This is a genomic window from Saccharospirillum sp. MSK14-1, from assembly GCF_003054965.1.
In the GTDB taxonomy this organism is placed as follows: Bacteria; Pseudomonadota; Gammaproteobacteria; order Pseudomonadales; family Natronospirillaceae; genus Saccharospirillum.
In genome coordinates, this window is record NZ_MIES01000033.1 from 113,223 (window position 1) to 139,378 (window position 26,156).

Here is a 26,156-nt window from a genome sequence, read left to right on the forward strand (position 1 = left end):
GCACATGGGAGACGGCTAAGCATTAGCGTCTCCCATCTCCCCGTTATTTTCCTCGTTACAACCGATAAACGCTGCGCGTCATAACTTTAGAGATCGTGGTCATCAACTGCTTAACGGGCTCTGGGAATACTTGCCCGCCCGCAGCAATGGCGTTGTGAGAATGGCGTTCTTCATCTTCAAGCATCTGCTGCAAAATGGCACGGCTGCGTGGGTCGCGTTCACCGATTTGCTCAATGTGGTCGCGCAGGTGGCCACTGACCTGATCTTCGGTTGCTGCCACAAAACCCAGTGACCAGCGGTCACCGGCAACACCGGCCCCGGCACCCAGTGCGAATGACAGCGCATAGAACAGCGGATTTAACAGACTGGTGCGTCCACCCAGCTCATTGACCCGTTGTTCACACCAAGCCAAATGATCCAGTTCTTCGTCGGCGGCCTGCTGCATCGATTCGCGTACTTGAGGCAGGCGCGCGGTGGTGGCTTGGCCTTGATAGAGTGCCTGAGCACAGACTTCACCGGTGTGGTTGATGCGCATCAGCCCCGCAAAGTGTCGTCGATCGTCATCATTTAAGTCTGGCGCTTCATAGGGTCGGCCGGGTGACGGGTTGGCCGCACCAACAGCGCCGGGCGTTAACGTTTTCAGAGCGTTGTCGAGTTTGTCGAACAGGCGATCAGAAAAAGAGAGACTTCTTGACATGGTGGTGCTCCCGATTGTGCAGGATGTCTGGCATGGCTTGCATCAGCGTTTGCTTCAGTGCGCGACCGGATACCGGCTTGGTTAATAGATATTGAATGTTAAGGCGGCTCTCATCGAGGTCGGCCTGGCCGACGTCGACCCCGGTGAGCATGATGATCAGGATGTCGCGGTTGAGTGCCTCATCACCACGAATGCGTTCGGCAAGCTCAGTGCCGGTCATGGACGGCATGTTCTGGTCGAGTACCAGGACATCCACCGGCGTTCCCTTGTGAAATTCGTTATGCAGATTGGCCAGTGCGGATTGGCCATTGCTGACGCTGAAGACTTCCATTCCCCAGCTTTTGCCCAGGTGCTCAATCACTTTGCGGCAGGTCAGGTTGTCGTCCACGACCATCAGGCGAACGTCGGCCAGATCGCCGGGTGTTTGGGCGTTGGCTTCGTCACTGTCGGCCACTTCCGGTAGTGGCAGATCGACCCAGAATGTAGAGCCGATACGCAGTTCACTGGAGTACGACAGCTGGCCGTTAAGCAAACCAACCAGCACGCGAGTAATCGGCAGGCCCAGATAAACTTCGCGTGGCGATAACACATTATTTTCTGGCGGCGTGGGGAAATCGAACAAGCTGTCTTTGAGGTCTTTAGGCAGGCCAGGGCCGGTATCCGTCACACTGAAACGAATCCGGTGGCCATTCCAGGGTTTTACCTGCACCAGCACCTCGCCGGTTTCGGTATAGGCCAAAGCATTATCGAGTAAATTCGACAAAATCTGAGTGATGATCTGCGCATTGCCTCGATAACGACTGGGTAATTCCGGCGCGACATCCATCACCAGTTCCAGTTGTTTGGCGTGCGCCAGACGGGAATAAGGTTGAATGGCGTCTTCCAGCAGATCGTAGAGGTCAAATTCGTCCTGATTGTCCGGCAGGCGGTTGAGTCCAATGCGCACCAGATTCTGCAATTGGTCCGCTTGTCGCAACAGTGAAAAACCGGCTGCCTGCACGGTGTTAACGTACTCTTGCTGGTGTGCGGAAAGGCTGGTGTCCTGCAGCAACTCCGACATACCCAGAACACCGTTGATGGGGCCGCGCATTTCATGATTGAGCTTGCGCATCAATGGCCAGTGTAACAAGGGTAAATTCAGTCCGGTTGCGACCAGGCTGGCATCGCGGTACCGGGCCCGATGGTAGGCGGCGCGCAACACAATCCAGACCGCAACGACAGCGGTTAAATGCAGCAGCATGGCATTGGTGGAGACGCTTAATAGCAAGCCTGCACTGGAGCCAACAACCAGTAGGAATACCAGGCTGGCAAAGGCGATGGCGGCCAAGGTCCAGTGCTCATGGCGTAAATTGGACTGTCGATAGCGCAACCAGCTTAAGGCAATGCCGATCAGTGCCAGCGGCGCTAATGTCAGCAAGAAAACGCCCAGGCCGTGTGCGATCGGCAGTAAAGCCAGGGCGGCTATGAGTACCAGAGAGCGCAGTGCCCAACGCAAAAATTCTCTTAGCCAGTGTGAGGAATGATCGCGCCGGACCTGAGCGACCAGACCGGTTAACCCCAATAACGCGAGCACGCCCCCGGTGTTGCGTGCATGAATATCAATAAATCCCAGGTTGGGTAGCAGTGGTGCCGCCAGCCCGTTCCAGCCAGCCGACATCAAAATAAGTCCGAAACTGAACAGGCTGGCCCAGGCCAGAGCCGGATGGGGATAGCGTACTAAAGCGCCAAGCGCGAACCCCAGGCCGAGTAATTGCAGCGCCAGCATGGCGGCGTGTAGGCCGAGATTAATCCCCAGTGTGGCTTGCAGACTGGCTCGATCCATCAGCCAGACTTGTGTATTGAGCGGATCTTCTGATGCCAGGCGCAAATAGAGAGTATGGGTGCCCGCAGGCAACATCATCGGTAATGCGTAGGTGCCCAATGGCTCCGGCCGATCGGCCAATGCGATGGACGCACCGGAACGGAGTGTTTGGTATTGGCCATCAAGGCCGGGGTAATAAAGTTCGATCAAATGATTGGCGTGACTGTCGATCAGAAAATTGATCGGACGTGGGTGACCATCCGGGTTGGTGAGGCTCAGACGCAACCAGTGCCCGCCATCGAAGACGCCGTTGCGCAAAATGGATTGATGCACCGGGGTAAACCGATTGGCGGTTTCCGGGTCGGTTAAGTCGTCGAGTTGCAGTTCACCACTGGGATCGTCCAGATAATCAGCGTTGTTTAACACGCTTAACCGGTAGCGTTCCTGATTCAGCAAGACCGGGTCGGCCAGAACGACGCCAGCCGTTAACAGCAACCCGACGGTGGCCAATAAACGGCGTATGGGCAGGACGTTTCGGCGCATGACACTCTCACTTAAACAACGTTCAGTGAGTATAGCGTCCTCAGCCGGCGGTCCCAACTGAGGACTGGCGTTGCCCTTGAGCCAGGTCAGCTTGGGCGTCGATTGATGGCGCGATGGCCGATGTCAGTGCGGTAAAAGCAATCGGCCCAGTCGATCAGTTGAACTCCATCATAAGCCGCTTGCTGAGCCTCGACCACAGTGTCACCTAAAGCGGTCACACACAGCACTCGACCGCCTTGCGTGATGATCTGACCGGCGTCGTTGCGCGCGGTTCCCGCCTGAAACACCTTGGTATCGGCGGCAAAGTTGGCATCCAGTCCGGCAATGACATCGCCTTTGCGATAATCATTGGGATAACCACCGGCGGCCAGCACAACACCCAGCGCTGGGCGCGGGTCCCAGTCGGTCTGGAGGTTTGCCAGTTCACCGTTTACGGCAGCCAGACACAGCTCGACCAGATCGGATTGCAAACGCATCATGATCGGTTGGGTTTCGGGATCGCCAAAACGGCAGTTGTATTCCAATACCTTGGGCGTGCCGTCTGGCGCGACCATAATGCCGGCATACAAAAAACCCCGGTAGCGATTACCTTCGGCGTTCATGCCACGCACCGTCGGGTGAATCACTTCTTCCAGAATGCGTTGGTGCATGGCGTCGGTGACCACCGGCGCTGGAGAATAGGCACCCATGCCGCCGGTATTCGGGCCAGTGTCGCCATTATCGCGGGCTTTATGGTCCTGCGAAGAGGCAAACGCCACGACGTCTTCACCATCGACCAGCACAATAAAGCTGGCCTCTTCGCCGACCAGAAATTCCTCGACCACGACACGCGAACCAGCCTCACCAAAGCGGTTGCCAGCGAGCATGTCGTCGATGGCTGCACAGGCTTCGGTTTCGTTTTGGGCGACGATCACGCCTTTACCGGCGGCCAGACCGTCGGCTTTCACGACGATCGGCGCGCCTTTTTCCTGCACATAGGCTTTGGCTTTATCGGCGTCGGTGAAGACGCCATAGAACGCCGTGGGGATGGTGTGGCGTGCCAGGAAATCTTTGGTGAACGCCTTGGAGCCTTCCAGTTGGGCGGCATTTTGAGTAGGGCCGAGAATCTTAAGGCCGCGTGACTCGAACAGGTCGACCACGCCAATGACCAGCGGGGCTTCCGGACCGACAATGGTTAAGCCGATCTCGTTTTGTTCCGCAAAATCGGCCAGCGCGGTCAGATCGGTGACGCCAATATCGACGTTTTCGATATTGGGCTCACCGGCGGTACCGGGGTTGCCGGGCGCCACAAACACCTGATCGACCAAGGAGCTCTGCGCTGCCTTCCAGGCCAGAGCATGCTCACGACCGCCGTTGCCGATAATCAAAACCTTCATGACGTCTCCTTGGGCGTTTTAGTGGCGGAAGTGGCGCATGCCGGTGAATACCATGGCGATGCCGTGTTCGTCAGCGGCGGCAATGACTTCGTCGTCACGCATGCTGCCGCCAGGCTGAATCACGGCTTTAACACCCATCTCAGCGGCTTGGTCGAGACCGTCGCGGAACGGGAAGAAGGCATCGGAAGCCATGACCGAACCGGCAATGTCCAGATTTTCGTCGGCGGCTTTGATGCCCGCAATCTTGGCGCTGTAAACACGGCTCATCTGGCCGGCGCCAACGCCGATGGTCTGGCCGTCTCGGGCATAAACGATGGCGTTGGATTTCACGAACTTGGCCACCGACCAGGCAAATTGCAGATCGGCCAGCTGGGCATCGGTTGGTGCGATCTTGGTAACGACTTTAAGTTCGTCAGCACTGACACGGCCCAGGTCGCGATCTTGAACCAGCAAACCGCCGTTGACCTTCTTGAAATCGAAACCGGCAACGGCCTCGTCCCAGGTGCCGCAAGCCAACAGACGAACGTTGGGTTTGGTGGCGACCACATTGGCCGCCGCAGCGCTGACGCTGGGAGCAATGATGACTTCAACAAACTGGCGCTCAATGATCGCCTTAGCCGTCGCTTCATCCAGTTCGCCGTTAAAGGCGATGATGCCGCCAAAAGCCGAGGTCGGGTCGGTCTGGAAGGCGCGATTGTAAGCGTCGAGCAGATTGCTGCCGGTCGCCACGCCACAGGGGTTGGCGTGTTTGACGATCACACAGGCCGGTGCGCTGAAGGCTTTCACACATTCCAAGGCCGCGTCGGTATCGGCGATGTTGTTATAGCTCAGCGCCTTGCCCTGAATGCTGGTCGCTGTGGCAACACTGGCTTCCAACGGCGTGGCGTCGACATAGAAGGCGGCTTTTTGATGCGGGTTTTCACCGTAGCGCATCACATCTTTCAACTGCCATTGCTGGTTGAAGGTGTGCGGGAATTCGCTGCGCACTGGGACGTTGGCCGGTGTGGATTCGGTTTCGACGCTGCCTAAGTAGTTGGCAATCATGCCGTCGTAGGCCGCGGTGTGTTCGAACGCCGAACGCGCCAGCCGGAAGCGCGTTGCTGCGCTCAAACCGCCGGTTTCGTCCCACTCGGCCAGCAGGGTGTCGTAGTCGCCACTGTTAACGACGATGGCAACATCCTTATGGTTCTTGGCCGCCGAACGAACCATGGTGGGACCACCAATGTCGATGTTTTCGATGGCATCGCCCAGCGTGCAATCCGGCTTGGCAATGGTGTCAGCGAACGGATACAGATTGACCACCACTAGATCGATGGGGGCAATGCCGTGTTCGGCCATGACCGCGTCGTCGATGCCACGCCGACCCAGAATGCCGCCGTGGACCTTCGGGTGCAGGGTTTTTACCCGACCGGCCATCATTTCCGGAAACCCGGTGTGATCGGACACTTCGCGCACCGGAATACCGGCTTCGCTGATCAGGCGGTGAGTGCCGCCGGTGGACAACAGTTCAACGCCACGTTCGTGCAGGGCACGGGCGAAATCGAGAATGCCGGTTTTATCGGAAACACTGAGCAGGGCGCGTTGGGGGGCTTGGGTCATGCGGTCCTCACGGGCGGAAAGTCGTTCGATTGGTCAGAAAATGATAGGTCCAGAAAAACGAAAGGCGACCCGGAGGTCGCCTTGGTGGCCGCTTAGAGCAGGCCGTATTGCTTGAGCTTTTTGCGCAAGGTACCGCGGTTCAGACCGAGCACCTGCGATGCCTTGGTTTGGTTGTCGCGGCAGAATCGCATCACCGCTTCGAGCATGGGCGCTTCAACTTCACTCATCACCATCTGATAGACATTGGCCACATCCTGACCTTCCAGGTGCGCGAAGTAGTTGCGCATGGCGATTTCCACGCTGTCTCTAAGAGTCTGGGGCTGTTCTACTGATGCATCGACCTGAAAGGTGTCGTTGGATTGTGGTTGGGCACTGGAGGAATCGGTGACGAAGGTGTCGAGGCTCATGCGGCTGTTTCCTTTAAAGAAGTCAAACGATCAAACAACTGGTTCAACCACTGAAGCTGGGCCTGAGGCTGCTCCAGGGCATTAAAATTTTTGATGGTGGGGCGTTCCACCTGTTGGCCTTTGAGGTACCATCCAACGTGTTTGCGGGCGATGCGCACCCCCAAATACTCGCCGTAAAACCGATGCAGCTCCTGAACATGGGCGGCCAGGGTCGTCGCCACCGTGTTCAGGTTGGGCGCCGGTCGCAGTTCACCGGTCGCCAGGTAGTCGTTAATGGCCGCGAAAATCCACGGATTGCCCTGAGCCGCTCGGCCAATCATCACACCGTCGGCACCGGTGTAGCTCAGAACCTCGGCGGCTTTTAACGGCCCATCGATATCCCCATTGGCCAGCACCGGAATGGACACGGCGGCTTTGACCTCGGCGATGGTGTCGTACTCGGCCTCACCGCGATACGCATCGGCGCGAGTCCGGCCATGAACCGCCAACGCCTGAATACCCAGGTCTTCGGCCATACGTGCAATGCGGATGGCATTGCGCTGATCCGGTGCCCAGCCGGTGCGCGTTTTCAGCGTGACCGGTACATCGACGGCAGCGACCACGGCTTCAAGAATGTCCCGCACCAAAGGCTCATCGCGCATCAACGCGGAACCCGCTGCCTTGTTGCAGACTTTCTTGGCCGGGCAGCCCATATTGATGTCGATAATCTGGGCGCCACCGGCGACGTTGGCGCGTGCCGCCTCAGCCATCATCTGCGCATCCCCGCCGGCAATCTGCACACTGATCGGTCCGGCTTCGCCGTCGTGATCCAGCCGCTGACGCGACTTGGTGGTGTGCCATAACCGGGTATCGCTGGTCACCATTTCCGAGACCACCAAGCCCGCACCCAGTGACCGGCAGAGGGTACGGAACGGACGATCGGTCACACCGGCCATAGGCGCTAGGACGGTGGGTCGATCAAACTGGTAGGGACCGATGGCAAACACGACAAGCGGTTAAAAATTGCTCAGCTCAGGGGCGGGGAATGATACTGACTTAGTGGTCGAACTTAAAGATTGACATGCAACGGACATCGGTGTTTGTTAGCGCCGATTTTTCAGCCAGGGCCTGGCGCTGTGCGCAGCTGGTAATTGATCGCTTCACTGCCGGGATCGCGAAAGGGTATCGAAACGTAAATACGGGTATTGGTTGGCATCAGTTTGATGCCCGTCAGTTCGCCGCGCAGGTAATCGTCCGGCGTGAACGCCTGGTCCGCAACCCGCTCACCATTGATGTCGGTGTATTCCAGAATCAGCGTCGGGAAGGGCTGACGGAAAGGCGCCTGATTGGTCAAGATGGCATCGAGCAGTCTGACGTTTTCGACCGTTGGGTGGTTGCGCACCAGGACGTTCGACGGCTTAACGTTGGTTAAATCCTGTTGTGGTGGCAGCTCGCAGCCCAGCAGGTTGCAGGCTGATTGATAGAGGCCGCGCCAGGGGTCGAGACGGGCATAGCGATCTTTCTGCCACCACGCCAGTTCACCGGCCAGGGTTACCAGCAGCAAGGCAATCACCGCCAAGCCTAACCAGCGGCGACCGCGTTGGGGTGGTTCGTCGGTGAAGTCAAAATCCGTCGTCGACAGCTGCTGCGCCAGTTGAGTCGCGTGATTTTCACGGGCTCCGGGCTCAGCCTCATCATCGTATGACTCGTCATCCTCATCCACCATCCAACTGGATTCTGGCTCGTCAGCCTCATCGTCGGTGCTGATATCGAACGCAGATTCAGAGTCATTTTTAGCCGGCGCCGGTTCTGCTTTGGCCGCTGGTTTGGGTTCGGTTGGACGTTGCGGGGCGTCGTCGCTGAGATCCCAGAAAGCATCGCTCAGTTCATCCAGTTCGTCGTTGCTGTCTTCGCCCAGTAAGTCGTCGTCGGAGAAAATAAATTCTTCGAAGTTGTCATTGGGATCGTCTTCGAACAGAAAATCGTCATCGTCGCTTTGCTGGCTGGCAGCCGATGATTGAGGTTGTGTTTTAGCCGCTGGACGGGGTGGGTCCGATGGCTTGGTTTTCAGCTTGCCGTTGAGCAAGTGGCTGCGCGCGCTGAATACCTGCAAACAGGCACCACAGCGCACTGAACCGTTAGCGACCGCGAGGTGCTCATCGGTGATGCGAAACGAGGTGCTGCAATGTGGGCACTGAGTTATGAAGGTTTCAGCCATGGCCATTCGAGTTGTCGGCATCCATGCGCGGTAAAAAGGAGTCCGGTCACGCAGTGGTACCGGACGATTCAGTTTATGAGAGCTGTCTGCCGATCACAACAAGGGAGCCTCGGAAAGCTCCGAAGGGCGCGGCTAAAACGTCCTGCCTCGTCGTTGCACTTCTTGACAAGGACTACGGCCATTGCGCTGCGAAGTGCGTCGGGGTGCCGCATCACTTGTGGCAAAACGTTTTAGCTCGCGCAGAGCCTTGGGGGAATTATTCAGAGGCTCCCTTGGTCCCGCTCAGTCGAACCCAGCCATCCCGTTCGACTGGCGCATCCAGATCGATCCAAGGGCGGTAAGCATCCATAACCGCCTCGGCCTGGTGCGATAAGATGCCAGACAGGGCCAGTCGACCGCCACGTTGCAATCGTTGACACAGCGATTGCGCCAGATCGCACAGCGGCCCGGCCAGAATATTAGCGACCAGCAAGTCATAGGTGGGCGCCAGTTGCTGATCATCCATCCAGACATTAAAGCGGTTATTGTCGATGCCATTGTTAGCCGCATTGGCGCGAGTGGCGTCCAGTGCCTGAGGATCGATATCAACGCCGTCCATCTGTTGCGCGCCCAGCAAAATCGCCGCCAGACCGAGAATGCCCGAACCACAACCGTAATCGAGTAAACGCTCGCCACCGCGGATGGTTTCGTCCAGCCATTGCAGGCATAAGAAGGTCGTTGGATGGGTGCCTGTGCCAAACGCCAAACCGGGATCGAGCCGCAGGTTCACTGCCGTCGGTTCTGGCGGTTCCAGCCAGGATGGGCAAATCCACAAACGAGGGCCACACTGGATGGGTTTGAAGGCATCCATCCAGGCACGTTCCCAGTCCTTGTCTTCGAGAATTTCGGTATGAATGGCACCGCTGAGCTGTATGCCTTCGTTCACTGCAAACTGCTCAATGCTGGCTTGTAAGGCCACCGCGTCCACGTCTTCTTCGAACAGCCCTTGCACCGTGGTGTGCTGCCATAACGGCGTAGTACCACGAATAGGTTCAAAGACCGGTTGGTCTTCGCTGTCGATCAAAGTGACCGCCTGACAACCTGCCAGTAACAGGGCTTCCTCAATGGCGTCGGTGTGATTGGGATCGGTCGGAATACGGATTTGAAGCCAGGGCATCGATGCGTTTTGCCGGTGCAGAAGTTGCTCGCGAGGATACTGGATTGTCGGCCGAATGGCACGTCGGGCCACCGTGATGGCGTCAACAAAAAAGGCAGCCGATGGCTGCCTTTTATTCACCAGCAAAAACTCACTGCTCAGCGGCGAGCTTGTGTTCCAGATAGTGAATGTTAACGCCACCGCGTTGGAAGCCGCCATCGTTGACCAGCTCTTTCTGCAGTGGGGTGTTGGTCTTAATGCCACCGACCACCAGTTCATCCAGTGCTGAGTTCATCCGCAACAAGGCCTGTTCGCGCGTGTCAGCATAGGTGATCAGCTTACCGATCATCGAATCGTAGAACGGCGGGATGGTGTAGCCGGAATAAATGTGTGAATCCCAGCGCACACCCAGGCCACCCGGAGAGTGGAACTGAGTCACCTTGCCGGGGCTCGGCATAAAGGTGCGTGGGTCTTCGGCATTGATTCGGCATTCCACGGCGTGACCGACGATGTGGATTTCATCTTGTTTAAAGCTCAACGGTTCGCCAGCGGCGATGCGCAGTTGCTCTTTAATGATGTCCACACCGGTGACCATTTCGGTAACCGGATGCTCCACCTGAACACGGGTGTTCATCTCGATGAAGTAGAATTCGCCGTCTTCGTACAGGAATTCGAACGTCCCGGCACCGCGATAGCCGATTTCGATACAGGCGTCGACACAGGCTTTGAGTACCTTGGCGCGTGATTCTTCATTGACGTGTGGCGCCGGAGCTTCTTCCATCACCTTTTGGTGACGACGCTGCAACGAGCAGTCGCGATCGCCCAGATGAATGGCGTTGCCATGGCTGTCGGCCAATACCTGGACTTCCACGTGACGCGGGTTTTCCAGGAATTTTTCCATATAAACGGTGCCATCACCGAAAGCAGAGGCTGCTTCCGATTTGGTCACTTGTACGGAGCCGATCAGGTCTTTTTCTTCGCGCACCACGCGCATACCACGACCACCACCACCCGCGGCGGCTTTGATCATCACCGGATAACCAATGCGGCGACCGATGGCCAGGCACTGGTCTTTGTCTTCCGGCAACGGGCCGTCGGAACCCGGAACGGTAGGAACGCCGGCTTTTTTCATTGCTTCAATGGCCGACACCTTGTCACCCATCAGGCGAATGACGTTGGCGGTTGGGCCGATGAAGGCAAAGCCGGATTTTTCCACCTGCTCTGCGAAATCCGCGCGCTCGGCCAAAAAGCCGTAACCGGGATGGATGGCATCGGCGTTAGTCACTTCAGCCGCTGCAATCAGAGCAGGAATGTTGAGGTAAGAGTTAACGGAAGGGTTCGGACCGATACAGACCGACTCGTCCGCCAGCTTTACGTGCTTGAGATCACGATCCACTACCGAATGCACAGCAACGGTTTGGATGCCCATCTCCTTGCACGCCCGCAGGATACGCAAAGCGATTTCCCCACGGTTGGCAATCAGCACTTTCTTCAGCATGACAGGCCTCGTTAGCGAATGGTGACCAGGGCTTGATCGAACTCAACCGGTTCGCCGTTTTCAACCAGAATGGCTTCAACGACACCGCTCTTGTCGGCTTCGATCTGGTTCATCATTTTCATCGCTTCGACGATGCAGATGGTATCGCCTTCGTTGACGTGTTGACCGACTTCAACAAAGGACGGGCTGGTTGGAGACGGCGCACGGTAGAAGGTGCCGACCATCGGTGAGCGCACTGCATGGCCACTGTGTTCTGCCTTGGCCGGTTCGCTGCTTTCTGCCGGAGCTGCCGCAGGGGCAGGAGCGGCTGCCGGAGCCTGGGCTGGCATCGGCGCGTACTGCATCGGTGCCGCTGCTTGCAGAGCGCGTGACGAACGGCTGATACGGATTGCCTCTTCGCCTTCGGTAATTTCGATTTCGTCGATGCCGGACTCTTCCAGCAACTCGATCAATTTTTTGACCTTACGGATATCCATGATGCGTTCCTCTAGCTCGATAATTGTTGATGTGCAGCCTGCAGAGCCAAATCGTAGCTGTGCGGCCCAAATCCACAAATCACACCGACGGCCTTGTCGGCGAGATAGGAATGATGGCGGAAAGATTCACGAGCGTGCACGTTGGACAGATGCAGCTCAATAAACGGCACTTCAGCACCCCCCAGGGCATCGCGCAGCGCGATGCTGGTGTGTGTAAAAGCGCCAGCGTTAATCAGGATAAAGGCGGTACCATCGGTTCTTGCCTGATGGATGCGATCGATCAGCTCGCCTTCATGGTTGCTTTGCAGACAATCCAATGAGTGTCCAAGGGCCTGGGCTTGCTGACTTAAGTGCTGCTCAATGTCAGCCAGCGTCGTGTGGCCGTAGATAGTCGGCTCGCGAGTACCAAGCAGGTTGAGATTAGGGCCATTAAGCAGGAGCAGCTGTGCCATAGGGGTCTTGAAATGCCTCGCTGTCGTAAAAATATCCGTGAACATGCACGGAAATATAGAGGATATTGGCGTTAACTTCGCCGAACAACTGAATGGGCGAATTTTAGTTGTGAATTTTCATCATCAAAATGGTCACTTTAGCCGGATTGATGCTGGTTCAGCCAGCGGTGCCGGGCGTGAAAGTGACCCTTGTCGCTTGGTTTGACGGTATCGGGTCGTTAAGCTGGCGGCAAAACTCACAGGAGTGAAGGGTATGTGGCGTGAACGTTTAGCGCGAGTGATGGCTGGTTTGAGGCAATTTTTTCGGCGTCTTGGCGGGTTGATTCCAACGCGCCGGCTCGGACGTTGGCTCGGTATTGTGCTCGGGTTGGTTTTGTTGGTCTTAATTGCGCTTGGCTGGTACTGGAGTAATGAGCCGAATACCTTTGACCCGGTTGCCCGCGCAGAGCAGCACGCGCGCCAAAATGACCGTGAGCGGGTGGTGGGTTACGCCACGACGTATACCCTGACCGAATTGATGCGCACGCTGTTGGAAAAGCCCGGTGGCTATCTGTCCAACGATGTGGCGCCACCGTCGGTATGGCTGGACAACATGCCCAGCTGGGAATTTGGTGTGGTCACTCAGGTGCGCGATCTCAGCCGGGCGATGCGCCGTGACCTGAGTCGCTCGCAATCGCAATCAACTGAAGATCCGGATCTGGCACAGGCTGAACCGCTGTTCCATTTCGATAATTCCAGTTGGATTCTGCCCTCCACCGAAGGCGAATATCGTCGCGGTTTGCGTCTGGTGGATTCCTATCTGAACCGACTGTCGGATCCGGCCAATGCTCAGGCGCAGTTTTATGCCCGCGCCGATAATCTGCGTTCTTATCTGAGCGATGTGGAAACGCGTCTGGGATCGTTGTCGCAACGGCTCAGCGCTTCGGTGGAACAACGGCGGGTCAATACCGATCTGGCGCGCGAAGGCGGGGCCGCTCAGTCGACACCGGCCGCGCAGGAACAGTCGGTGAAAACACCGCGCCTGCAAGTGGATAATGTCTTCTATGAAGCGCGCGGAACGACTTGGGCGTTGTTGCACATTCTCAAAGCGATCGAGTCGGATTTCGGTTCGGTGCTCGATAACAAAAACGCGCGCGCCAGTCTGCAACAGATCATTCGTGAGCTGGAAGCCACGCAACGCCATCTATGGTCGCCCATTGTTTTGAACGGCAGTGGTTTTGGTGTGTTGGCGAATCATTCATTGGTGATGGCCAGCTACATTTCCCGCGCCAATGCGGCGTTAATCGATCTGCGCGAATTACTGGCAACCGGTTGATTGTTGATTGCCAGACATAAAAAAGCCGCCATCGAGGCGGCTTTTTTATGCGCGGTCGGATCAGCCTTTGTTATAGGCGGCGACCGATTCGTTGATGATCTCTTTGGCTTTGGCCGCATCGGCCCAGCCGTCGACCTTCACCCACTTGCCTTTTTCCAGGTCTTTGTAGTTCTCGAAGAAGTGCTTGATCTGTTCCAGCAGCAGCGGCGGCAGATCGGTGGCTTCCTGAACGTCGTCGTACAGTGAACTCAGTTTGCTGTGCGGTACGGCCAGGACTTTGGCGTCGGAACCGGCTTCGTCGGTCATTTCCAGAACGCCGATTGGACGCGCGCGAATCACCGAGCCGGGAACAACCGGGTAGGGGGTGACGACCAGAACGTCGACCGGATCGCCGTCATCAGCCAGAGTATTGGGGACGAAGCCGTAGTTAGCCGGGTAGAACATCGGCGTGGCCATAAAGCGGTCGACCATCAGGGCGTCCATGTCTTTGTCGATCTCATATTTGATCGGACTGGCGTTGGCCGGGATTTCGATGGCGACGTAGATGTCGTTAGGGACGTCTTTGCCGGCAGGGATCTGACTGTAGCTCATGTCGGGCCTCTTTAAGTGTTGCGTTCGCAGTGTGAGTTCAGTGTTGAAAATCTCAGTTTAATCGTGCGCCGATTATATCGGCCGTCGCCTTAACCGTCAGTAATGGCGGCAAAGCGCTCGAAATAGTCCGGGAACGTCTTGGACGTGCAGCCCGGATCGTTAATGGTTACCGTGCCGCTGCCAAAAGCTGCCAGTGAAAAACACATGGCGATGCGGTGGTCGTTATAGGTGTCGATGGCCGCGCTCTGTGTCTGCGCCGGGGGCGTGATGGTCAGTGCATCCTCGTCTTCAATGACGTCGGCGCCGAGCTTGCGCAGCTCGGTTGCCATGGCGCTCAGCCGGTCGGTTTCTTTCACTCGCCAGTTATAGACATTGCGAATCCGGGTTGTGCCTTGGGCAAACAAGGCGGTCGTGGCGATGGTCATGGCGGCATCGGGAATGTGATTCAAATCGACATCCACCGCGTTCAGCGCGCCGTTATTGCTGACTTCAATCCACTCCGGTGCCCAGGTGACCTTAGCGCCCATCTGCTCCAGCACTTCGGCAAAGCGGGCATCGCCCTGTACCGAATCGGTGCCGGTGCCATGTACCCTTACCGGGCCACCACCGATCGCACCGGCGGCGAGAAAATAGCTGGCGCTGGAGGCGTCGCCTTCGACCTGAATGCGTCCCGGACTGATGTAACGCTGGCCAGCGTCGATCTCAAAGGCGCGATAATCGCGGTTGGTAACGTTCACGCCGAAGCGGCGCATCACATCCAGAGTAATGTCGATATAGGGTTTAGAGACCAGTTCGCCGACCACTTCGATGGTCAAGGCTTCATTCAATAAAGGCGCCGCCATCAGCAACGCCGTCAGAAACTGGCTGGAAATGCTGCCATCGATCTGCACAGTACCGCCGTGTAACTGACCGGCCTCGATACCCAGCGGCGGATAACCGGTTGCGCCGCGATAGTGAACCGTTGCCCCCAGCGGTGATAACGCATCGATCAAATCGCCAATGGGCCGTTCCGCCATGCGCGGTTCACCGGTCAGTTCAAAGTGACCTTCACCAATGCACAAGGCGGCGGCTAATGGCCGCATGGCCGTGCCGGCATTACCCAGATATAACGCCAGATCCTGACCACGCGCCAGTGGACCGGCAAGGCCGGTCAGCGTGCATTCAGTGCCATCGTCATTGAGCTCGAAGTGGACACCCAGCTGCGCCAGTGCGGTTAACATATGACGGATATCGTCGCTGCGCAGCAGGTTGGTAATCTGGGTAGTGCCTTCACTCAGAGCGGCCAACAGCAGAATTCGGTTGGACAGGCTTTTAGAGCCAGGAATCTGGACTTCGCCACGGGCGTGGCGCAATGCGGGGAGCGTCAAGCTGGACATCGAGGTTCGCAGGTCGGTAATGGGCCGGCTATTCTACGTCAAAGCGACGCCGCCTTGCATCCGCAGGCGGGCAAGACGGCATTGCACTTTTTGCTGATAGACGTTGCGCCAATCAAGCCAACAGATTGGTCAGGTCGTACAGATCCTGTTTGAACGGGCGGGGCATGTTCTCGATGGCATCGATGATGTCGTGATGCACCAGTTCGTTACTCTGAATGCCAACACACCGGCCACCAATACCCTGTAACAACAAATCCACCGCATAAGCACCCATCTGGCTGGCCAGTACGCGGTCGAAGGCGCAGGGCACACCGCCACGCTGAATGTGGCCAAGAATGGTGGCGCGAGTTTCCAAACCGGTGCGTGCTTCGATGCGCTTGGCCAGCGCGGATACATCGGTTACGTGTTCGGTGATGGCAATGATCGAATGGGTTTTACCGCGAGAAACGCCGTCAGCAACGGATTGAATCAACGCTTCCTCATCGAAGCCTTTTTCCGGCACCACGGTGAAGTCGGCGCCGCTGCCGATCGAGGCCATCAATGTCAGGTCGCCACAGTAACGTCCCATGATTTCGACAATGGCAATGCGATTGTGGGACGAGCAGGTGTCGCGTAGCCGGTCGACCGCGTCCAGCACCGTGTTCAGGGCGGTGTGAAAACCAATGGTGAAGTCGGTACCGGCGACGTCGTTGTCGATGGTGCCGGGCAGACCAACGCAGGGGAAGCCCATCTCGGTCAGACGTTTGGCACCCATGTAGGAACCGTCACCGCCGACCACGACCAGAGCGTCGATACCGTGCTTGCGCAGGTTGGCGATGGACTCCTGACGAACGACTTCTTCTTTAAATTCGGGAAAACGGGCAGAACCGAGGAAGGTGCCGCCACGATTGATCAGATCGGAAACATGGTGGCGTTCGAGTTTATCGATGCGGTCCTGGTGCAAACCCAGGTAACCATCGCGTACGCCATACACGTCCAGCCCTTTCATCAGGGCGGTTCGAACCACGGCGCGCACCGCCGCATTCATGCCAGGGGCGTCACCGCCACTGGTCAGTACTCCAATTTTGCGTATCTCGCCTGCTTGACTCACGGGCTCTGTGTCCTTTGGTCATCCAAGCCGGCTGTGCCGGAACGCGACAGAATGTAACAAAATTACAATCGCGCTGGCGAGTTCTTTTGCCGCCTGTCGGCAAGTGGTTTGACCCGCATCAAATAACCGCGGCTAATGCCAGAATGTGCAGCGCCGTGACCGTCCAGGTGAGCAGTGTGCGCAAATTGCGATAGTCCAGCGGCTGAGCGCGGCCAAACCAGCGGCGCTCTTGCCACCACAACACCGGGTAAGCCGGCACCAGCACCAACACGGCCAGCCACAACGGCAGATAAAAACTGACCCAGGCGAGCAGAAATAAAATCATCGCCAGCGTAATAGCCGGCACATGGCGGTCTTCGTGTGTGACGGCCGGTAACCAGAGCGAGCCGGTCAGAAACACCAGAATCAGCGCGCTGAAAGAATGGAAGTGAACCAGCAGGCCCGGGTTGACCCAAGGCAGCAGCGCCAGAATCACAAAGATGGCCAGGCCGCCAAGGCCCCAAAACAACATGATACGACTGGGTGTCATTCGAACTCTCCCTGAGGTTGCGCATGAATGGTCAGCGGCACTCGCAAGGTGTTATCACCATCGGCCTGGCCAATCATTTCGCCGAAGGCGCTGCGGTGTACTAATTCGGCTGACTCAATGGGTAACTGCGCCAATAACTGACGCACCGCCGGCAACGACTTTAACACCAGTGGCTGGCCGTTTTCGTTCACCAATAATTGACCCTGGTCACCCTGAAACAGATGCAGATGGTAAAAGCTTGCCTGAAGTGCAGCCACTTCAGCGCGTGTAAAAGGCGTGCGGGTTTGGCGGGCTTGTTTCAATGTCAGCATCATGGTGTGACCTGCTTGGGTTTTTGCTTAATACGCTTCGCACAGGCAAACGGTTTGCACTGTCATCGTATCGACATGGGGCTGTCATAACCTGAATGCCGTTTGACGGTGGGAGACCTCTGATGAAAGTGGTAGCAATACACAGTCAGAAAGGCGGCGTGGGCAAGACGTCCACGGCGATTCACTTGGCGCATCAGGCCAGTGAATACGGTTTTGAAACCTTGTTGATCGACCTCGATCCACAAGCTTCGGCCAGCTATTTTCTCTCCGGTGGTGAAGCCAAAGGCTTAAAAGCGCGCGACTGGTTACGCACCAGCGTTGACTGGAATGATTTTATTGAAGGCTCACGTTATTCCGGTGTTTATTTGTTACCGGCACGCAAAAGCCTGCGCAAGCTGGATCGGCTGATGACCGACGAAGCGTCGGAAAAACACCTGAAACGATTATTACGGTCGCTGAAATCTCAATACGATCTGGTGTTGATCGATTGTCCGCCGGGCATCAATACCGTGATCGAGCAAGCCTACCGCGCTGCGCACCGGATTCTGGTGCCGCTGACGCCCACGCCACTGTGTTTTGAAAGCTATCAACACGTGCTGGAATTCGCGCAGGACAACGCCATCAGCGCCGATAAACTGATGCCGTTTTTTAATCGAGTAAACGGTCGGTTGGCCTTGCATCAGCAATCGATGGATGGGTTTTCTGAACGCTTTGATGCGCCGACACCGCTGTCTATTCGTGCCACGACTGAGGTTGAAAAAATGGCCTTGGAGCGTCGCGCGGTGGCAGAAATTAAACCCCGTCATCCCATCGTGCGTGATATCCAGGCGTTATGGAAAACACTGATGCGTGAACTGGATTTGCATCACTGATGTTGACTGCCGTCGAGCAACCGCTCAACCAAGGCACGCGCCTGATTTCGATCGCTGATATCGAGTTTGCGATAAAGCCGGCGGATGTGACTTTTAATGGTCGATGGCGCGACGTGCAAACACTGCGCAATGGCTTCGTTGGTTAAACCCTGGCCGAGCAGCATCAACACTTCAAACTCTTTGGCCGTGACCTGCTCATGGCCACTGACCCAGTGTCGATTCAGGCGTTTTAAACGTGGATCCCCTTGGGCCACAGACGCTACCGGTCGGCGATTGGCTGCCGAGGGTTGCCACCACAACGACCAGTCGGTCCAGGTCCGTTCAGTCGTCGAGCACAGGCGTCGATACAGATCGAGACTGGCCAGCGGTCGCACCCTGGGTAGCCAGGGCAGGGCGCGATGCCAGTCGGACTCACCCTGGGTGTCGTCTGACCACAAAGCTGACAGCAAACGAGCGTGTAATTCCGGCAGCAGTAGACCCTGTTGTTGGGCCAGTCCCGCTAAATGACGCATCTCTTTTAACGCCCTGTCTGACTGTCCTTGTAACCATTTTTCCAGGGCGGCATTGCGCGCCAGTTGATGTTGAAAGTGGTTGCTGGGTGTGGCGAATTGACCGTGCTGTGCGGTTGGCAATGGCAACACCGGTGCCGCCCCTAAGTGCTCGGCTGCGAGCAAAAAGGTCTGTGCCTGGGCGACCCAGTCCGAATGATAAGGGTGTTGAGTGAGCAGCCGTCGCACTTGCAGTGCCAGCGAGCCTAATTCAGTGTCGCGCCCGCGCGCTAAGGCCAAACGGCCACGCAACACCAAAGGATTGAGCAGGCCGTAATCGCCCAGCGGTTCGATTAAATCGCTGGCAAAATCCAGGTGTTGCAGTGCTTCTTCCCAGCGTCCGCGCTCGGTCAGAATCTGAATGCGACCACGGTATAAAAATTCCAGATGCATCAGCGGTTCGACACAGCGTTCTCGCGCCAGTTGCACGGCGTCATCCTGAATCGACAACGCCTGATCCCAGTCGCCGGCCACACTGTGAACGTCGGCCAGCAGACAGCGAACCCAAAGCTGTTGTTGCGTGAATTGTCCCGCCCGCGCCAGTTGCTCGGCCGTCTGTAAATGACGCTGAGCCAGCTCCAGTTCCCCGGCACACAAGGCTGCCTGACCCAGGACGGACGTCGCCAGAGTCCGTGACACGCTGCGGTCCTGACCGAGTTGGTCGAGCGCCTGACCGGCCAGTTGGCGTGCGGCGGCAAAGTTTTCGCGATTAATGGCGGCTTGTGCACGAGCAACCGCATACTCTGGTCGAGTATCGGCGTGCTGGGCTTCGGCCTGGCGCAGTAACGGCAGCACTTCTTCTTCGCGGTAACTGAGCAGCCAGATCCAGGTTTTGAGCAGCAACAGGTCTGCATTCTGACGGATGCGGTCGGCGTCCAGTGGTGCCAGTAACCGTTCCACCAGACTGAATTGACCGCTGCGATACAAATCGAGGCCAGCGGAGTTCAGCACGGCCTGATTCAGATCGGCGTCGTCCTGGCGCATCGCCAATTGCGCCGCCTGCATGGCTTGACCGTTATCGAGGCAGGCATAGGCCGCTTTGATGCAGCCGTCTCGCCAAGTCTCAGGCGACTGAAGCTGCGCCAGCCGAATCAGTGTCTGGCGAATCAGCGGCGGTAAGCGATAACCGCCCGAACGACTGTCCAGCGCGATGATAAAAAGGCCGTCGCGACGCAACTGGTCGATAAGCGATTGGCTGTTTTGCTGGTCCAGCAGTCGATCGCACAAGGCCGCATCGAAGCGATCAAACACGCAGACTTGGCTCAGAAAGGCCCGTTGAGGTGGCGGTAGTTCGTCGAGAATTTCCTGCTGCAAATAGGTTTCCAGATGCGCGCCCGCGGCGTTTAGCATCTGGCTGGCATCGAGTAAATCGGCTTCGCTGCGTGCGTTGTGGCAAATCAGTGCAAGGCCTGCGGGCCAGCCAGCGGTACTGTCGAGTAGGGTGGTCAGTGTTGCGCCGGACACCGTCACATCGAGTCGATCACTCAGCAAGGCGGCCAGTTCCTCTTGCTGGAACGCCAGCTGCTCAGAGCCCATTTCCAGTAATTGGCCGCGTACTCGTAACGCGCTAAGCCCGAGCGCCGGTTCCTGATGACTGGTCATGACCACGTGTATGTTGGGCGGCAGGGCGCGAATCCACAGTCGTAAAGCAGTTAATACTTTGGCTTCGGTAACCAGTTGCATGCCATCCAAAACCAGGCACAGAGGCCGCTGCCGCTGGCTTACTTCCACCATGGCTTTGGCCAGCAACTGATCCAAACGGTCCACACTGGCGCGACTGACCAGTGCATCACTGTTGGGGCAGCCTAGGTTGGTCGCTTGATGCAGACCGTGAATAAAGTGGGCGGCGAAATAGGCCGGATCGTTGTCACCGGCATCCAAGCTGTACCACAGCGCATCGAGGTCGCGCTCAGCCAGCCAGGCACTGATCAGGCTGGTTTTACCAAAACCGGCCGGTGCCTGAACTAAGGTGACGGAGAAGTGCAGGGCGCGATCCAGCCAATTCAGCAAAGCCGGGCGCGATAGCAGGCTGACTGCCTGAGCCGGAGGGACCAGTTTGTAAGGCGCTATTGCTGGGTTGGGCAAGGCGTCGGTCATATCTGGCTCAGTGCGGTTCAAAGAGCCGCACTATACCAAGATGTGAGTGCCGGTCGCGGTTGAAAATCGCGACCGGCAAGAGACCCGTATCAGGGGAAGTTGATGATCTGGGCGCTGCTGCTGTCGCGTTCAAACACGTTGATTCGACCGCATTGAGCGAAGTGATTGCTGGTGCTGTAAGGCGTTCCGCTTTGACTGATGTTGCCTTCCCAGCCAGGGCCGTTAGAAATGTAAGATTTCACTTCAAACCAGCCGTTTACGGTGTTGCTGCAATCCATTTGCACATCCAGCATCCAGTAGTGATCGCCGTAGTGATTGAGCACTTCCTCACCGTAACCGTCGACGGGGACCGTGCGTAAAGCGCCCCAGCTTGAAGGCCATTCATCGGTAGTCCAATCCATGGCGGTGCCTTCGGCGCCGGCACCCTGGCCAGATTCAATGCCGTACCAATCGAGGTACAGATCGCCGGTTTTCCAGCCCACGGTGGTGGCGTTGAGCAGGTTGTTGTGTTGGATGCGCAGCGCGCATTCAACGTTATAAGTCTGGCAATTACGGCCCAGATTGGCGTTGGCATAGGCGTGATCAATGCCACCACGAATAAACAGGTTTTGGCCGGACTGTGTTTTGCCGCGAATAAAAATCACCGTACGCTGCCAATCGCCGTCAGGCACCAGATAGTGATTGATGAACTGGCTGTAGCGATTCTGACCAGTGCCGCCGGTGGTGACCTGATTAATGCGCAGCACGGTCATGCCGCTGTAACTGGCGTAGTCGAAGGCGTTTTCAATGTTGTTCCAGCCATTATCGGTGGTCACACCGCCTGCCAGTGCATTTTCTCCTTTAATGGGGACATCTTGGGCGGCCGCTTCGTTAGCCACCCAGAACACCAGACTTTGCGCCAGAGATTGGCCGCTGCCGTATGGGTCGTCGTTCATCTCCAGAGCAGTGAAGTGCAGCACCACGCCGCGCGATTCGTTCTGATAGCTGGCCGGAACCCCGACGATGTCAGCGTAGCCATGGCCGGTAGCATCGGTGTCCAAATTAACGTCAGACGGAATTAGGCCGGCGGCGATTTCGGCGCTGCGCTCGGTGTTGTCGCCGGTGGCCATCTTCCAGTGAATGCCGGGGATTTTCATGCCCAGCTCGATGTCGGCAAAGGCACCGTCCAAAGCGTTCAGGGCGGTGGTCATCATGGTGTGGCCGTGTTGCATCAGACTGTCGTGATACCAGCGCACAAAGTCGCGACCGTACTGGGTGTAAAACTGATCGCCATTGGCAATGAAGCTGCCCGCGTTCGACGGCGGCTGAATCTGGCTGCTCTGCGTCAGGCTGGTGCCCCAGGCACCGTTGACGCCATTTAAGCTGCCGTATTTTGCCAGCGCCCAGTTTTGGAAGTCGGCTTTGGCCGGGTCGCTGTACGATTGAAAGGCACCGCGCGTTGGGTAACCGCTGCCGGTGTCGTGGCTGTTGTAGGACGGATAGCGCAACTCACCGGCCGGTCCCATCGAAACGTTAATTTCCAGCATGTCGTCGGCGTAACCGCTGAAATGGCTCTCGAAAGCTTCCATAAATTCCTGGTATTCGCTGGCGACGAGGTGATCGGCCCACAACGAAACCGTTTCGACAGACTCATTGCCTTGCTCGCTTTTGTAGCGCAGGTCTGAAGCGGGCACGCCGTAGTGGTTCCAAATCCAGGACGGAATAGGGATGTTGCACGTATCACCCACATTACCGCCACATTGGTGGAACGACATGATGGGCACGATGTCGAGACCGGCGCTGGTGATGTGGCTGAAGATGGTGTCGTAGTAGCTCCAGTCGAATTGCTGGTCACCGGCGCCTTCCACCTTGCCCCACCAGACATCGACAGAGACCGCGGTTACGCCCATGTTGGCTGCGGTCGTCAGTTGGTTATCAAACGCATACCAGTCGCTGACTTCCAGAGGAGCCATAACGTTTGCAGAGCTGGCGGTATCGGCCTGGGCCGTAGCGACAGCGAGAGTCAGCACACTGGCGCTGGCCAGATGCTTGAGGTTAGAGGTCACAGTCATCGCGCAATACCTTTCAGTTTGTTGTGATTGTTTTGGTCGGATGAGCGCGGTTCAGTGTAGAGCCTGAGCAGGGACAGTCTTCCGCCCCGGGGGGCGGAATTGGTGATCACAGTGACGGAGTTGGCGTTCTAATCAGCGTTGTTGGGCTGCCAGTTGGGGAATTCGGCAGCGTGTAGCTCGATCCATTCACGAGCGGCCTGATCTCGGTCGATGTCGCGCCCTTCGGTCCGCTGTACTTTTTCGCGGTATTCCTCGATGCGGCACAGTTGCTCCACCATGCGCACGGAGAAGGCATCCTGATCGGTATGAAAGCAGACGCCAATCAGATACTGCTCATCCTGAACATGACACCAGACGACCTGGCCGTCGATTTCGAACGGTGGCTCATCGATGTCGATGCTCAGGCGCAACCGCTGTCCAAGCGTTATGGCGCGATCACTGCAAAAACTCAGACCGCCACAGCTGAAGTTTTTCAACCGGGCATCAGGGGGTGAAGTATCCGCCGCCTGGACGGATAACGGGATGTCGGTCGCATGTCGGATGTACTGACGCAAATAAACCTCCTGGTGGGCGCAGCTTCGGCGCCAATCCATAGGATCAGTATAGTCAAAGGCGCGTTTCTGTCCGCTTTCGGGTAAAGCTGACTTTCAGCGCATTCACAGCACCGGGCTAAGCTGATGCAGTAGAAAGGCAGGTACAGCTCAATAAAGGTGACGCCGATGGTGTTTCATTTGGACGCAGTGACGGACTTATCCGACACGGTGGTGATTGTGACCGGCGCAAATGCCGGATTGGGATTAGCAACAGCAAGGGCTTTGGCAGCTAAGGGCACCCGGGTGGTGATGGCCTGCCGTAACGCCGACAAAGCCGAGGCGGCGCGTCAGCAGTTACTGAGTGCTTACCCGCAGGCCCGACTCGATGTGCTGCCGTTGGACCTGAGCCGGCTGTCGTCAGTGCGTGAGTTTGCCGAGGTGTTTTTGGCCAACTACGGCCGCCTGGATGCGCTGATCAATAATGCCGGCGTCATGTTTCCACCCTTTGTTGTGACGGAAGACGGTCTGGAATTGCAGATGGCGACCAACTATTTCGGACATTTTTTGCTGACCGGTTTATTGCTGCCACGGTTGGAATTAACGCCCGGTGCTCGGGTGGTGTCGCTCAGCTCAGTGGCGCATCGCCGCGGCGCCATTGATATCGATGACCTCAACAGTCGCCAGCGCTATTCGCGCGTGGCTGCCTATGCCCAGAGTAAGCTGGCGTGTCTGATGTTCGCATTTGAATTACAACGTCGGCTTGACGACGCGGGTTATCAGACGATTTCGGTCGCTGCCCACCCTGGCGCGTCCAATACCGAGTTGTCGCGCTATTTGCCGACCTGGTTAATGAAGCTGGTCGGGCCGGTTTTTCTGCAAAGCGCTCAGGCGGGTGCGGAACCGACCTTGTATGCAGCGCTGGGGGGCGACATTAAGGGGGGCGATTTCACCGGGCCACGTGGGTTTCGTGAACTGCGCGGCCGGGCGATCAAGGTTGGCTGTGCACGCCAGGCGCGTGATGCTGACGTGGCCCGCCAACTGTGGCAGCAAAGCGAACAGTTGACGGGCTTTCGGTGGTTGTCCGGCGACGCTTAGTCCAGCAGCGGCCGGCTGACCTTATACAGCGCCCGGAAGCGTGCCAGTTGGGCATCCAGGTAGGCGGCTCGATGAGCGTTTGGCCGGCAGGTTTCCATCAGCTGGGGCTGTGTGAACACCTCCGACCAATCGGCTTTGCTGTCGGCTAATTGCGCCAGACGAGCGGCACCCAAGGCGGGGCCGACGTCGCCACCGTCGCGCGCATGCGTCGGGATTTTCAGCGCATCGGCCAGCAATTGACGCCAAAATGCAGAGCGGCTGCCGCCGCCAATCAGATTCATATCGGCGGGTGTGACACCGGCGGCATGCAAGGCGTGCAGACCATCGACCTGGGCAAAGGTGACGCCTTCGAGCACGGCCAGCGTCAGGTCAACCGCATCGGTATTCACCGACAAACCGAGGAACTGGCCGCGCGCGCGCGGGTCGTTGTGTGGCGTGCGTTCACCGCTGAGATAGGGCAGGAACGTCAGGCTGGTTTCGGTGCGACCGCTGTCTTCCACCGCAGCGATCAACTCAGGCACGGGGCGACCGGTAATGCGGCTCAGCCAAGCCAGGCACTCGGCCGCGCAGAGGTTAACGCTCATCTGATGCCAACGGCCGGGCAGGGCGTGGCAAAAGGCGTGGACGGTTTGCTCGGGTGCGGCGCGGTGACCATCGCTGACGGTAAAGACCACACCGGAGGTGCCCAGGCTGAGCATCGATTGACCGGGTTCGATCAATCCAACACCCAGTGCGCCACCGGCGTTGTCGCTGGCGCCTGCGACAACCGGAACCTGCGGCAGACCGGTTGCGGCGCTGGCAGCGGCACTGACCACGCCGGTGACATCCGGACCTTCATACAGGCGGGGCATATTGGCTTCGGTCAGGCCGGTCACAAACAGCAGTTGATCGTCCCAGCGGCGCTCGGCCGGGTTCAGCCATGAAGTGCCGGCGGCATCGGACATGTCGGAGGCGAATTCGCCGGTGAGGCGATAGCGCAGGTAATCCTTGGGCAGCAGCACTTTGTCGATGCGTTGGAAAGCGTCGGGTTCGTTTTCCGCGACCCACAGCACCTTGGGGGCGGTAAAGCCGGGCATCGCCAGGTTGCCGCTGCGTTCGCGGAAATCAGGCAGGCGGTGTTCCAGCTCGTCGCACTGCGTGCCGCTGCGGCCGTCGTTCCACAGCATGCAGGGGCGAATGACGTCACCGGCGGCATCGATCAGGGTGGCACCGTGCATTTGGCCGGACAGTCCGACGGAGCGCACCGCGCTTAAATCCTGCTCTTTCGCCAGCATGGCACAGGCCGATTGCATGGCTTGCCACCAGTCTTCCGGTGCCTGTTCCGACCAGCCCGGCTGCGGTTGGCTGACGGTCAAAGGCGCGGTGGCCTGGGCCACGAGTTGGCCGCGTTCATTCAGCAGGATGGCCTTCAGGCCGGAGGTTCCAAGATCGATACCAAGATACATAGCGGTGCCCGTTTCTTATTAAATTTGTCAGTCGAAAAATGATCCGGGAGGGGCTTCAAGATGTCAAAAACTTTTATCTTTGCGCGACAGTTGCGCTAGTCTCGTCGGCCCTTGATCGACTG

Annotated in this window: 23 protein-coding genes; 3 read left to right on the plus strand and 20 right to left on the minus strand. The window is 57.5% G+C overall.

Going from position 1 to position 26,156, the window contains the following annotated elements:
• Window positions 1–55: 55 nt before the first annotated feature.
• The 11 genes from coq7 to aroQ form a co-directional block, all read right to left on the minus strand.
• Window positions 56–697, minus strand: coding sequence for a 2-polyprenyl-3-methyl-6-methoxy-1,4-benzoquinone monooxygenase (gene coq7, locus BGP77_RS09500; protein ID WP_108164513.1), 642 nt, complete (start codon window positions 695–697; stop codon window positions 56–58).
• Window positions 672–3,041 carry a 7TM-DISM domain-containing protein gene (locus BGP77_RS09505; RefSeq protein WP_108164514.1) on the minus strand — a complete coding sequence of 790 codons (2,370 nt, stop codon included), beginning with the start codon at window positions 3,039–3,041 and terminating at the stop codon, window positions 672–674. Before BGP77_RS09505 ends, coq7 begins: the two co-directional genes overlap by 26 nt.
• An 86-nt stretch (window positions 3,042–3,127) precedes the next feature.
• A complete protein-coding gene (gene purD / locus BGP77_RS09510; protein WP_108164515.1) occupies window positions 3,128–4,417 on the minus strand; it encodes a phosphoribosylamine--glycine ligase in 1,290 nt (429 codons plus the stop codon).
• A gap of 18 nt (window positions 4,418–4,435) precedes the next feature.
• Window positions 4,436–6,016 (minus strand): bifunctional phosphoribosylaminoimidazolecarboxamide formyltransferase/IMP cyclohydrolase, encoded by a 1,581-nt coding sequence (gene purH, locus BGP77_RS09515; protein WP_108164516.1) that lies wholly within the window; start codon window positions 6,014–6,016, stop codon window positions 4,436–4,438.
• Window positions 6,017–6,108: 92 nt separating this feature from the next.
• Entirely contained in the window at window positions 6,109–6,423 is a 315-nt protein-coding gene (gene fis, locus BGP77_RS09520) for a DNA-binding transcriptional regulator Fis (protein WP_108164517.1), read from the minus strand.
• The gene (dusB, locus tag BGP77_RS09525; protein ID WP_108164518.1) at window positions 6,420–7,409 is read right to left on the minus strand and encodes a tRNA dihydrouridine synthase DusB; all 990 of its coding nucleotides are present in this window, start codon (window positions 7,407–7,409) and stop codon (window positions 6,420–6,422) included. Before dusB ends, fis begins: the two co-directional genes overlap by 4 nt.
• 110 nt (window positions 7,410–7,519) lie before the next feature.
• Window positions 7,520–8,620 (minus strand): DUF3426 domain-containing protein, encoded by a 1,101-nt coding sequence (locus BGP77_RS09530; protein ID WP_158269333.1) that lies wholly within the window; start codon window positions 8,618–8,620, stop codon window positions 7,520–7,522.
• 256 nt (window positions 8,621–8,876) lie between these two features.
• Window positions 8,877–9,776 (minus strand): 50S ribosomal protein L11 methyltransferase, encoded by a 900-nt coding sequence (gene prmA, locus BGP77_RS09535; protein WP_108165928.1) that lies wholly within the window; start codon window positions 9,774–9,776, stop codon window positions 8,877–8,879.
• Between the two features lie 130 nt (window positions 9,777–9,906).
• The gene (gene accC / locus BGP77_RS09540; protein ID WP_108164520.1) at window positions 9,907–11,253 is read right to left on the minus strand and encodes an acetyl-CoA carboxylase biotin carboxylase subunit; all 1,347 of its coding nucleotides are present in this window, start codon (window positions 11,251–11,253) and stop codon (window positions 9,907–9,909) included.
• An 11-nt stretch (window positions 11,254–11,264) separates the two neighbouring features.
• Window positions 11,265–11,729: an acetyl-CoA carboxylase biotin carboxyl carrier protein gene (gene accB, locus BGP77_RS09545; RefSeq protein WP_108164521.1), complete on the minus strand. Its 465-nt coding sequence runs from the start codon at window positions 11,727–11,729 to the stop codon at window positions 11,265–11,267.
• A gap of 11 nt (window positions 11,730–11,740) precedes the next feature.
• Window positions 11,741–12,181, minus strand: coding sequence for a type II 3-dehydroquinate dehydratase (gene aroQ, locus BGP77_RS09550; protein ID WP_108164522.1), 441 nt, complete (start codon window positions 12,179–12,181; stop codon window positions 11,741–11,743).
• 280 nt (window positions 12,182–12,461) lie between these two features.
• Here aroQ and BGP77_RS09555 point away from each other — a divergent pair, with 280 nt between their 5' ends.
• Complete coding sequence (locus tag BGP77_RS09555; RefSeq protein WP_108165929.1) at window positions 12,462–13,496, plus strand: DUF2333 family protein; 1,035 nt, start codon at window positions 12,462–12,464, stop codon at window positions 13,494–13,496.
• A gap of 60 nt (window positions 13,497–13,556) precedes the next feature.
• Here BGP77_RS09555 and ppa read toward each other — a convergent pair whose 3' ends face one another.
• From ppa to BGP77_RS09580, 5 genes are all read right to left on the minus strand, one after another.
• Window positions 13,557–14,087 (minus strand): inorganic diphosphatase, encoded by a 531-nt coding sequence (ppa, locus tag BGP77_RS09560; protein ID WP_108164523.1) that lies wholly within the window; start codon window positions 14,085–14,087, stop codon window positions 13,557–13,559.
• An 89-nt stretch (window positions 14,088–14,176) separates the two neighbouring features.
• Window positions 14,177–15,463, minus strand: coding sequence for a 3-phosphoshikimate 1-carboxyvinyltransferase (gene aroA / locus BGP77_RS09565; RefSeq protein ID WP_108164524.1), 1,287 nt, complete (start codon window positions 15,461–15,463; stop codon window positions 14,177–14,179).
• A gap of 112 nt (window positions 15,464–15,575) precedes the next feature.
• Window positions 15,576–16,553, minus strand: coding sequence for a 6-phosphofructokinase (pfkA, locus tag BGP77_RS09570; RefSeq protein WP_233252334.1), 978 nt, complete (start codon window positions 16,551–16,553; stop codon window positions 15,576–15,578).
• Between the two features lie 118 nt (window positions 16,554–16,671).
• The gene (locus tag BGP77_RS09575; protein WP_108164525.1) at window positions 16,672–17,082 is read right to left on the minus strand and encodes a DUF3429 family protein; all 411 of its coding nucleotides are present in this window, start codon (window positions 17,080–17,082) and stop codon (window positions 16,672–16,674) included.
• Window positions 17,079–17,396: a DUF6482 family protein gene (locus tag BGP77_RS09580; protein WP_108164526.1), complete on the minus strand. Its 318-nt coding sequence runs from the start codon at window positions 17,394–17,396 to the stop codon at window positions 17,079–17,081. Before BGP77_RS09580 ends, BGP77_RS09575 begins: the two co-directional genes overlap by 4 nt.
• Window positions 17,397–17,515: 119 nt before the next feature.
• Here BGP77_RS09580 and BGP77_RS09585 point away from each other — a divergent pair, with 119 nt between their 5' ends.
• A complete protein-coding gene (locus BGP77_RS09585) occupies window positions 17,516–18,265 on the plus strand; it encodes a ParA family protein (protein ID WP_158269334.1) in 750 nt (249 codons plus the stop codon).
• On the opposite strand, the gene BGP77_RS09590 is transcribed toward BGP77_RS09585, so the two are convergent.
• From BGP77_RS09590 to BGP77_RS09600, 3 genes are all read right to left on the minus strand, one after another.
• Window positions 18,259–20,910 (minus strand): LuxR C-terminal-related transcriptional regulator, encoded by a 2,652-nt coding sequence (locus tag BGP77_RS09590; protein WP_108164528.1) that lies wholly within the window; start codon window positions 20,908–20,910, stop codon window positions 18,259–18,261. The two genes, BGP77_RS09585 and BGP77_RS09590, sit on opposite strands and share 7 nt — an antisense overlap.
• Before the next feature lie 89 nt (window positions 20,911–20,999).
• Complete coding sequence (locus tag BGP77_RS09595; protein ID WP_199224248.1) at window positions 21,000–22,961, minus strand: family 14 glycosylhydrolase; 1,962 nt, start codon at window positions 22,959–22,961, stop codon at window positions 21,000–21,002.
• 128 nt (window positions 22,962–23,089) lie between these two features.
• Window positions 23,090–23,515: a PilZ domain-containing protein gene (locus BGP77_RS09600; protein ID WP_158269335.1), complete on the minus strand. Its 426-nt coding sequence runs from the start codon at window positions 23,513–23,515 to the stop codon at window positions 23,090–23,092.
• Between the two features lie 165 nt (window positions 23,516–23,680).
• Between BGP77_RS09600 and BGP77_RS09605 the strand changes: the two genes are divergently transcribed.
• Window positions 23,681–24,589, plus strand: coding sequence for an oxidoreductase (locus BGP77_RS09605; protein ID WP_108164530.1), 909 nt, complete (start codon window positions 23,681–23,683; stop codon window positions 24,587–24,589).
• Here BGP77_RS09605 and xylB read toward each other — a convergent pair.
• Window positions 24,586–26,034 carry a xylulokinase gene (gene xylB / locus BGP77_RS09610; RefSeq protein ID WP_108164531.1) on the minus strand — a complete coding sequence of 483 codons (1,449 nt, stop codon included), beginning with the start codon at window positions 26,032–26,034 and terminating at the stop codon, window positions 24,586–24,588. The two genes, BGP77_RS09605 and xylB, sit on opposite strands and share 4 nt — an antisense overlap.
• Between the last annotated feature and the right edge of the window lie 122 nt (window positions 26,035–26,156).

Bases quoted from the DNA above. Each gene is read 5' to 3' on its own strand.
- fis (WP_108164517.1), bottom strand. From the start codon at position 6,423: ATGAGCCTCGACACCTTCGTCACCGATTCCTCCAGTGCCCAACCACAA.
- BGP77_RS09530 (WP_158269333.1), bottom strand. From the start codon at position 8,620: ATGGCTGAAACCTTCATAACTCAGTGCCCACATTGCAGCACCTCGTTT.
- purD (WP_108164515.1), bottom strand. From the start codon at position 4,417: ATGAAGGTTTTGATTATCGGCAACGGCGGTCGTGAGCATGCTCTGGCC.
- purH (WP_108164516.1), bottom strand. From the start codon at position 6,016: ATGACCCAAGCCCCCCAACGCGCCCTGCTCAGTGTTTCCGATAAAACC.
- BGP77_RS09605 (WP_108164530.1), top strand. From the start codon at position 23,681: ATGGTGTTTCATTTGGACGCAGTGACGGACTTATCCGACACGGTGGTG.
- BGP77_RS09505 (WP_108164514.1), bottom strand. From the start codon at position 3,041: ATGCGCCGAAACGTCCTGCCCATACGCCGTTTATTGGCCACCGTCGGG.
- accB (WP_108164521.1), bottom strand. From the start codon at position 11,729: ATGGATATCCGTAAGGTCAAAAAATTGATCGAGTTGCTGGAAGAGTCC.
- BGP77_RS09575 (WP_108164525.1), bottom strand. From the start codon at position 17,082: ATGACACCCAGTCGTATCATGTTGTTTTGGGGCCTTGGCGGCCTGGCC.
- aroQ (WP_108164522.1), bottom strand. From the start codon at position 12,181: ATGGCACAGCTGCTCCTGCTTAATGGCCCTAATCTCAACCTGCTTGGT.
- ppa (WP_108164523.1), bottom strand. From the start codon at position 14,087: ATGAGCTACAGTCAGATCCCTGCCGGCAAAGACGTCCCTAACGACATC.
- BGP77_RS09580 (WP_108164526.1), bottom strand. From the start codon at position 17,396: ATGATGCTGACATTGAAACAAGCCCGCCAAACCCGCACGCCTTTTACA.
- BGP77_RS09585 (WP_158269334.1), top strand. From the start codon at position 17,516: ATGAAAGTGGTAGCAATACACAGTCAGAAAGGCGGCGTGGGCAAGACG.
- BGP77_RS09555 (WP_108165929.1), top strand. From the start codon at position 12,462: ATGGCTGGTTTGAGGCAATTTTTTCGGCGTCTTGGCGGGTTGATTCCA.
- prmA (WP_108165928.1), bottom strand. From the start codon at position 9,776: ATGCCCTGGCTTCAAATCCGTATTCCGACCGATCCCAATCACACCGAC.
- BGP77_RS09595 (WP_199224248.1), bottom strand. From the start codon at position 22,961: ATGACTGTGACCTCTAACCTCAAGCATCTGGCCAGCGCCAGTGTGCTG.
- coq7 (WP_108164513.1), bottom strand. From the start codon at position 697: ATGTCAAGAAGTCTCTCTTTTTCTGATCGCCTGTTCGACAAACTCGAC.
- BGP77_RS09590 (WP_108164528.1), bottom strand. From the start codon at position 20,910: ATGACCGACGCCTTGCCCAACCCAGCAATAGCGCCTTACAAACTGGTC.
- aroA (WP_108164524.1), bottom strand. From the start codon at position 15,463: ATGTCCAGCTTGACGCTCCCCGCATTGCGCCACGCCCGTGGCGAAGTC.
- accC (WP_108164520.1), bottom strand. From the start codon at position 11,253: ATGCTGAAGAAAGTGCTGATTGCCAACCGTGGGGAAATCGCTTTGCGT.
- xylB (WP_108164531.1), bottom strand. From the start codon at position 26,034: ATGTATCTTGGTATCGATCTTGGAACCTCCGGCCTGAAGGCCATCCTG.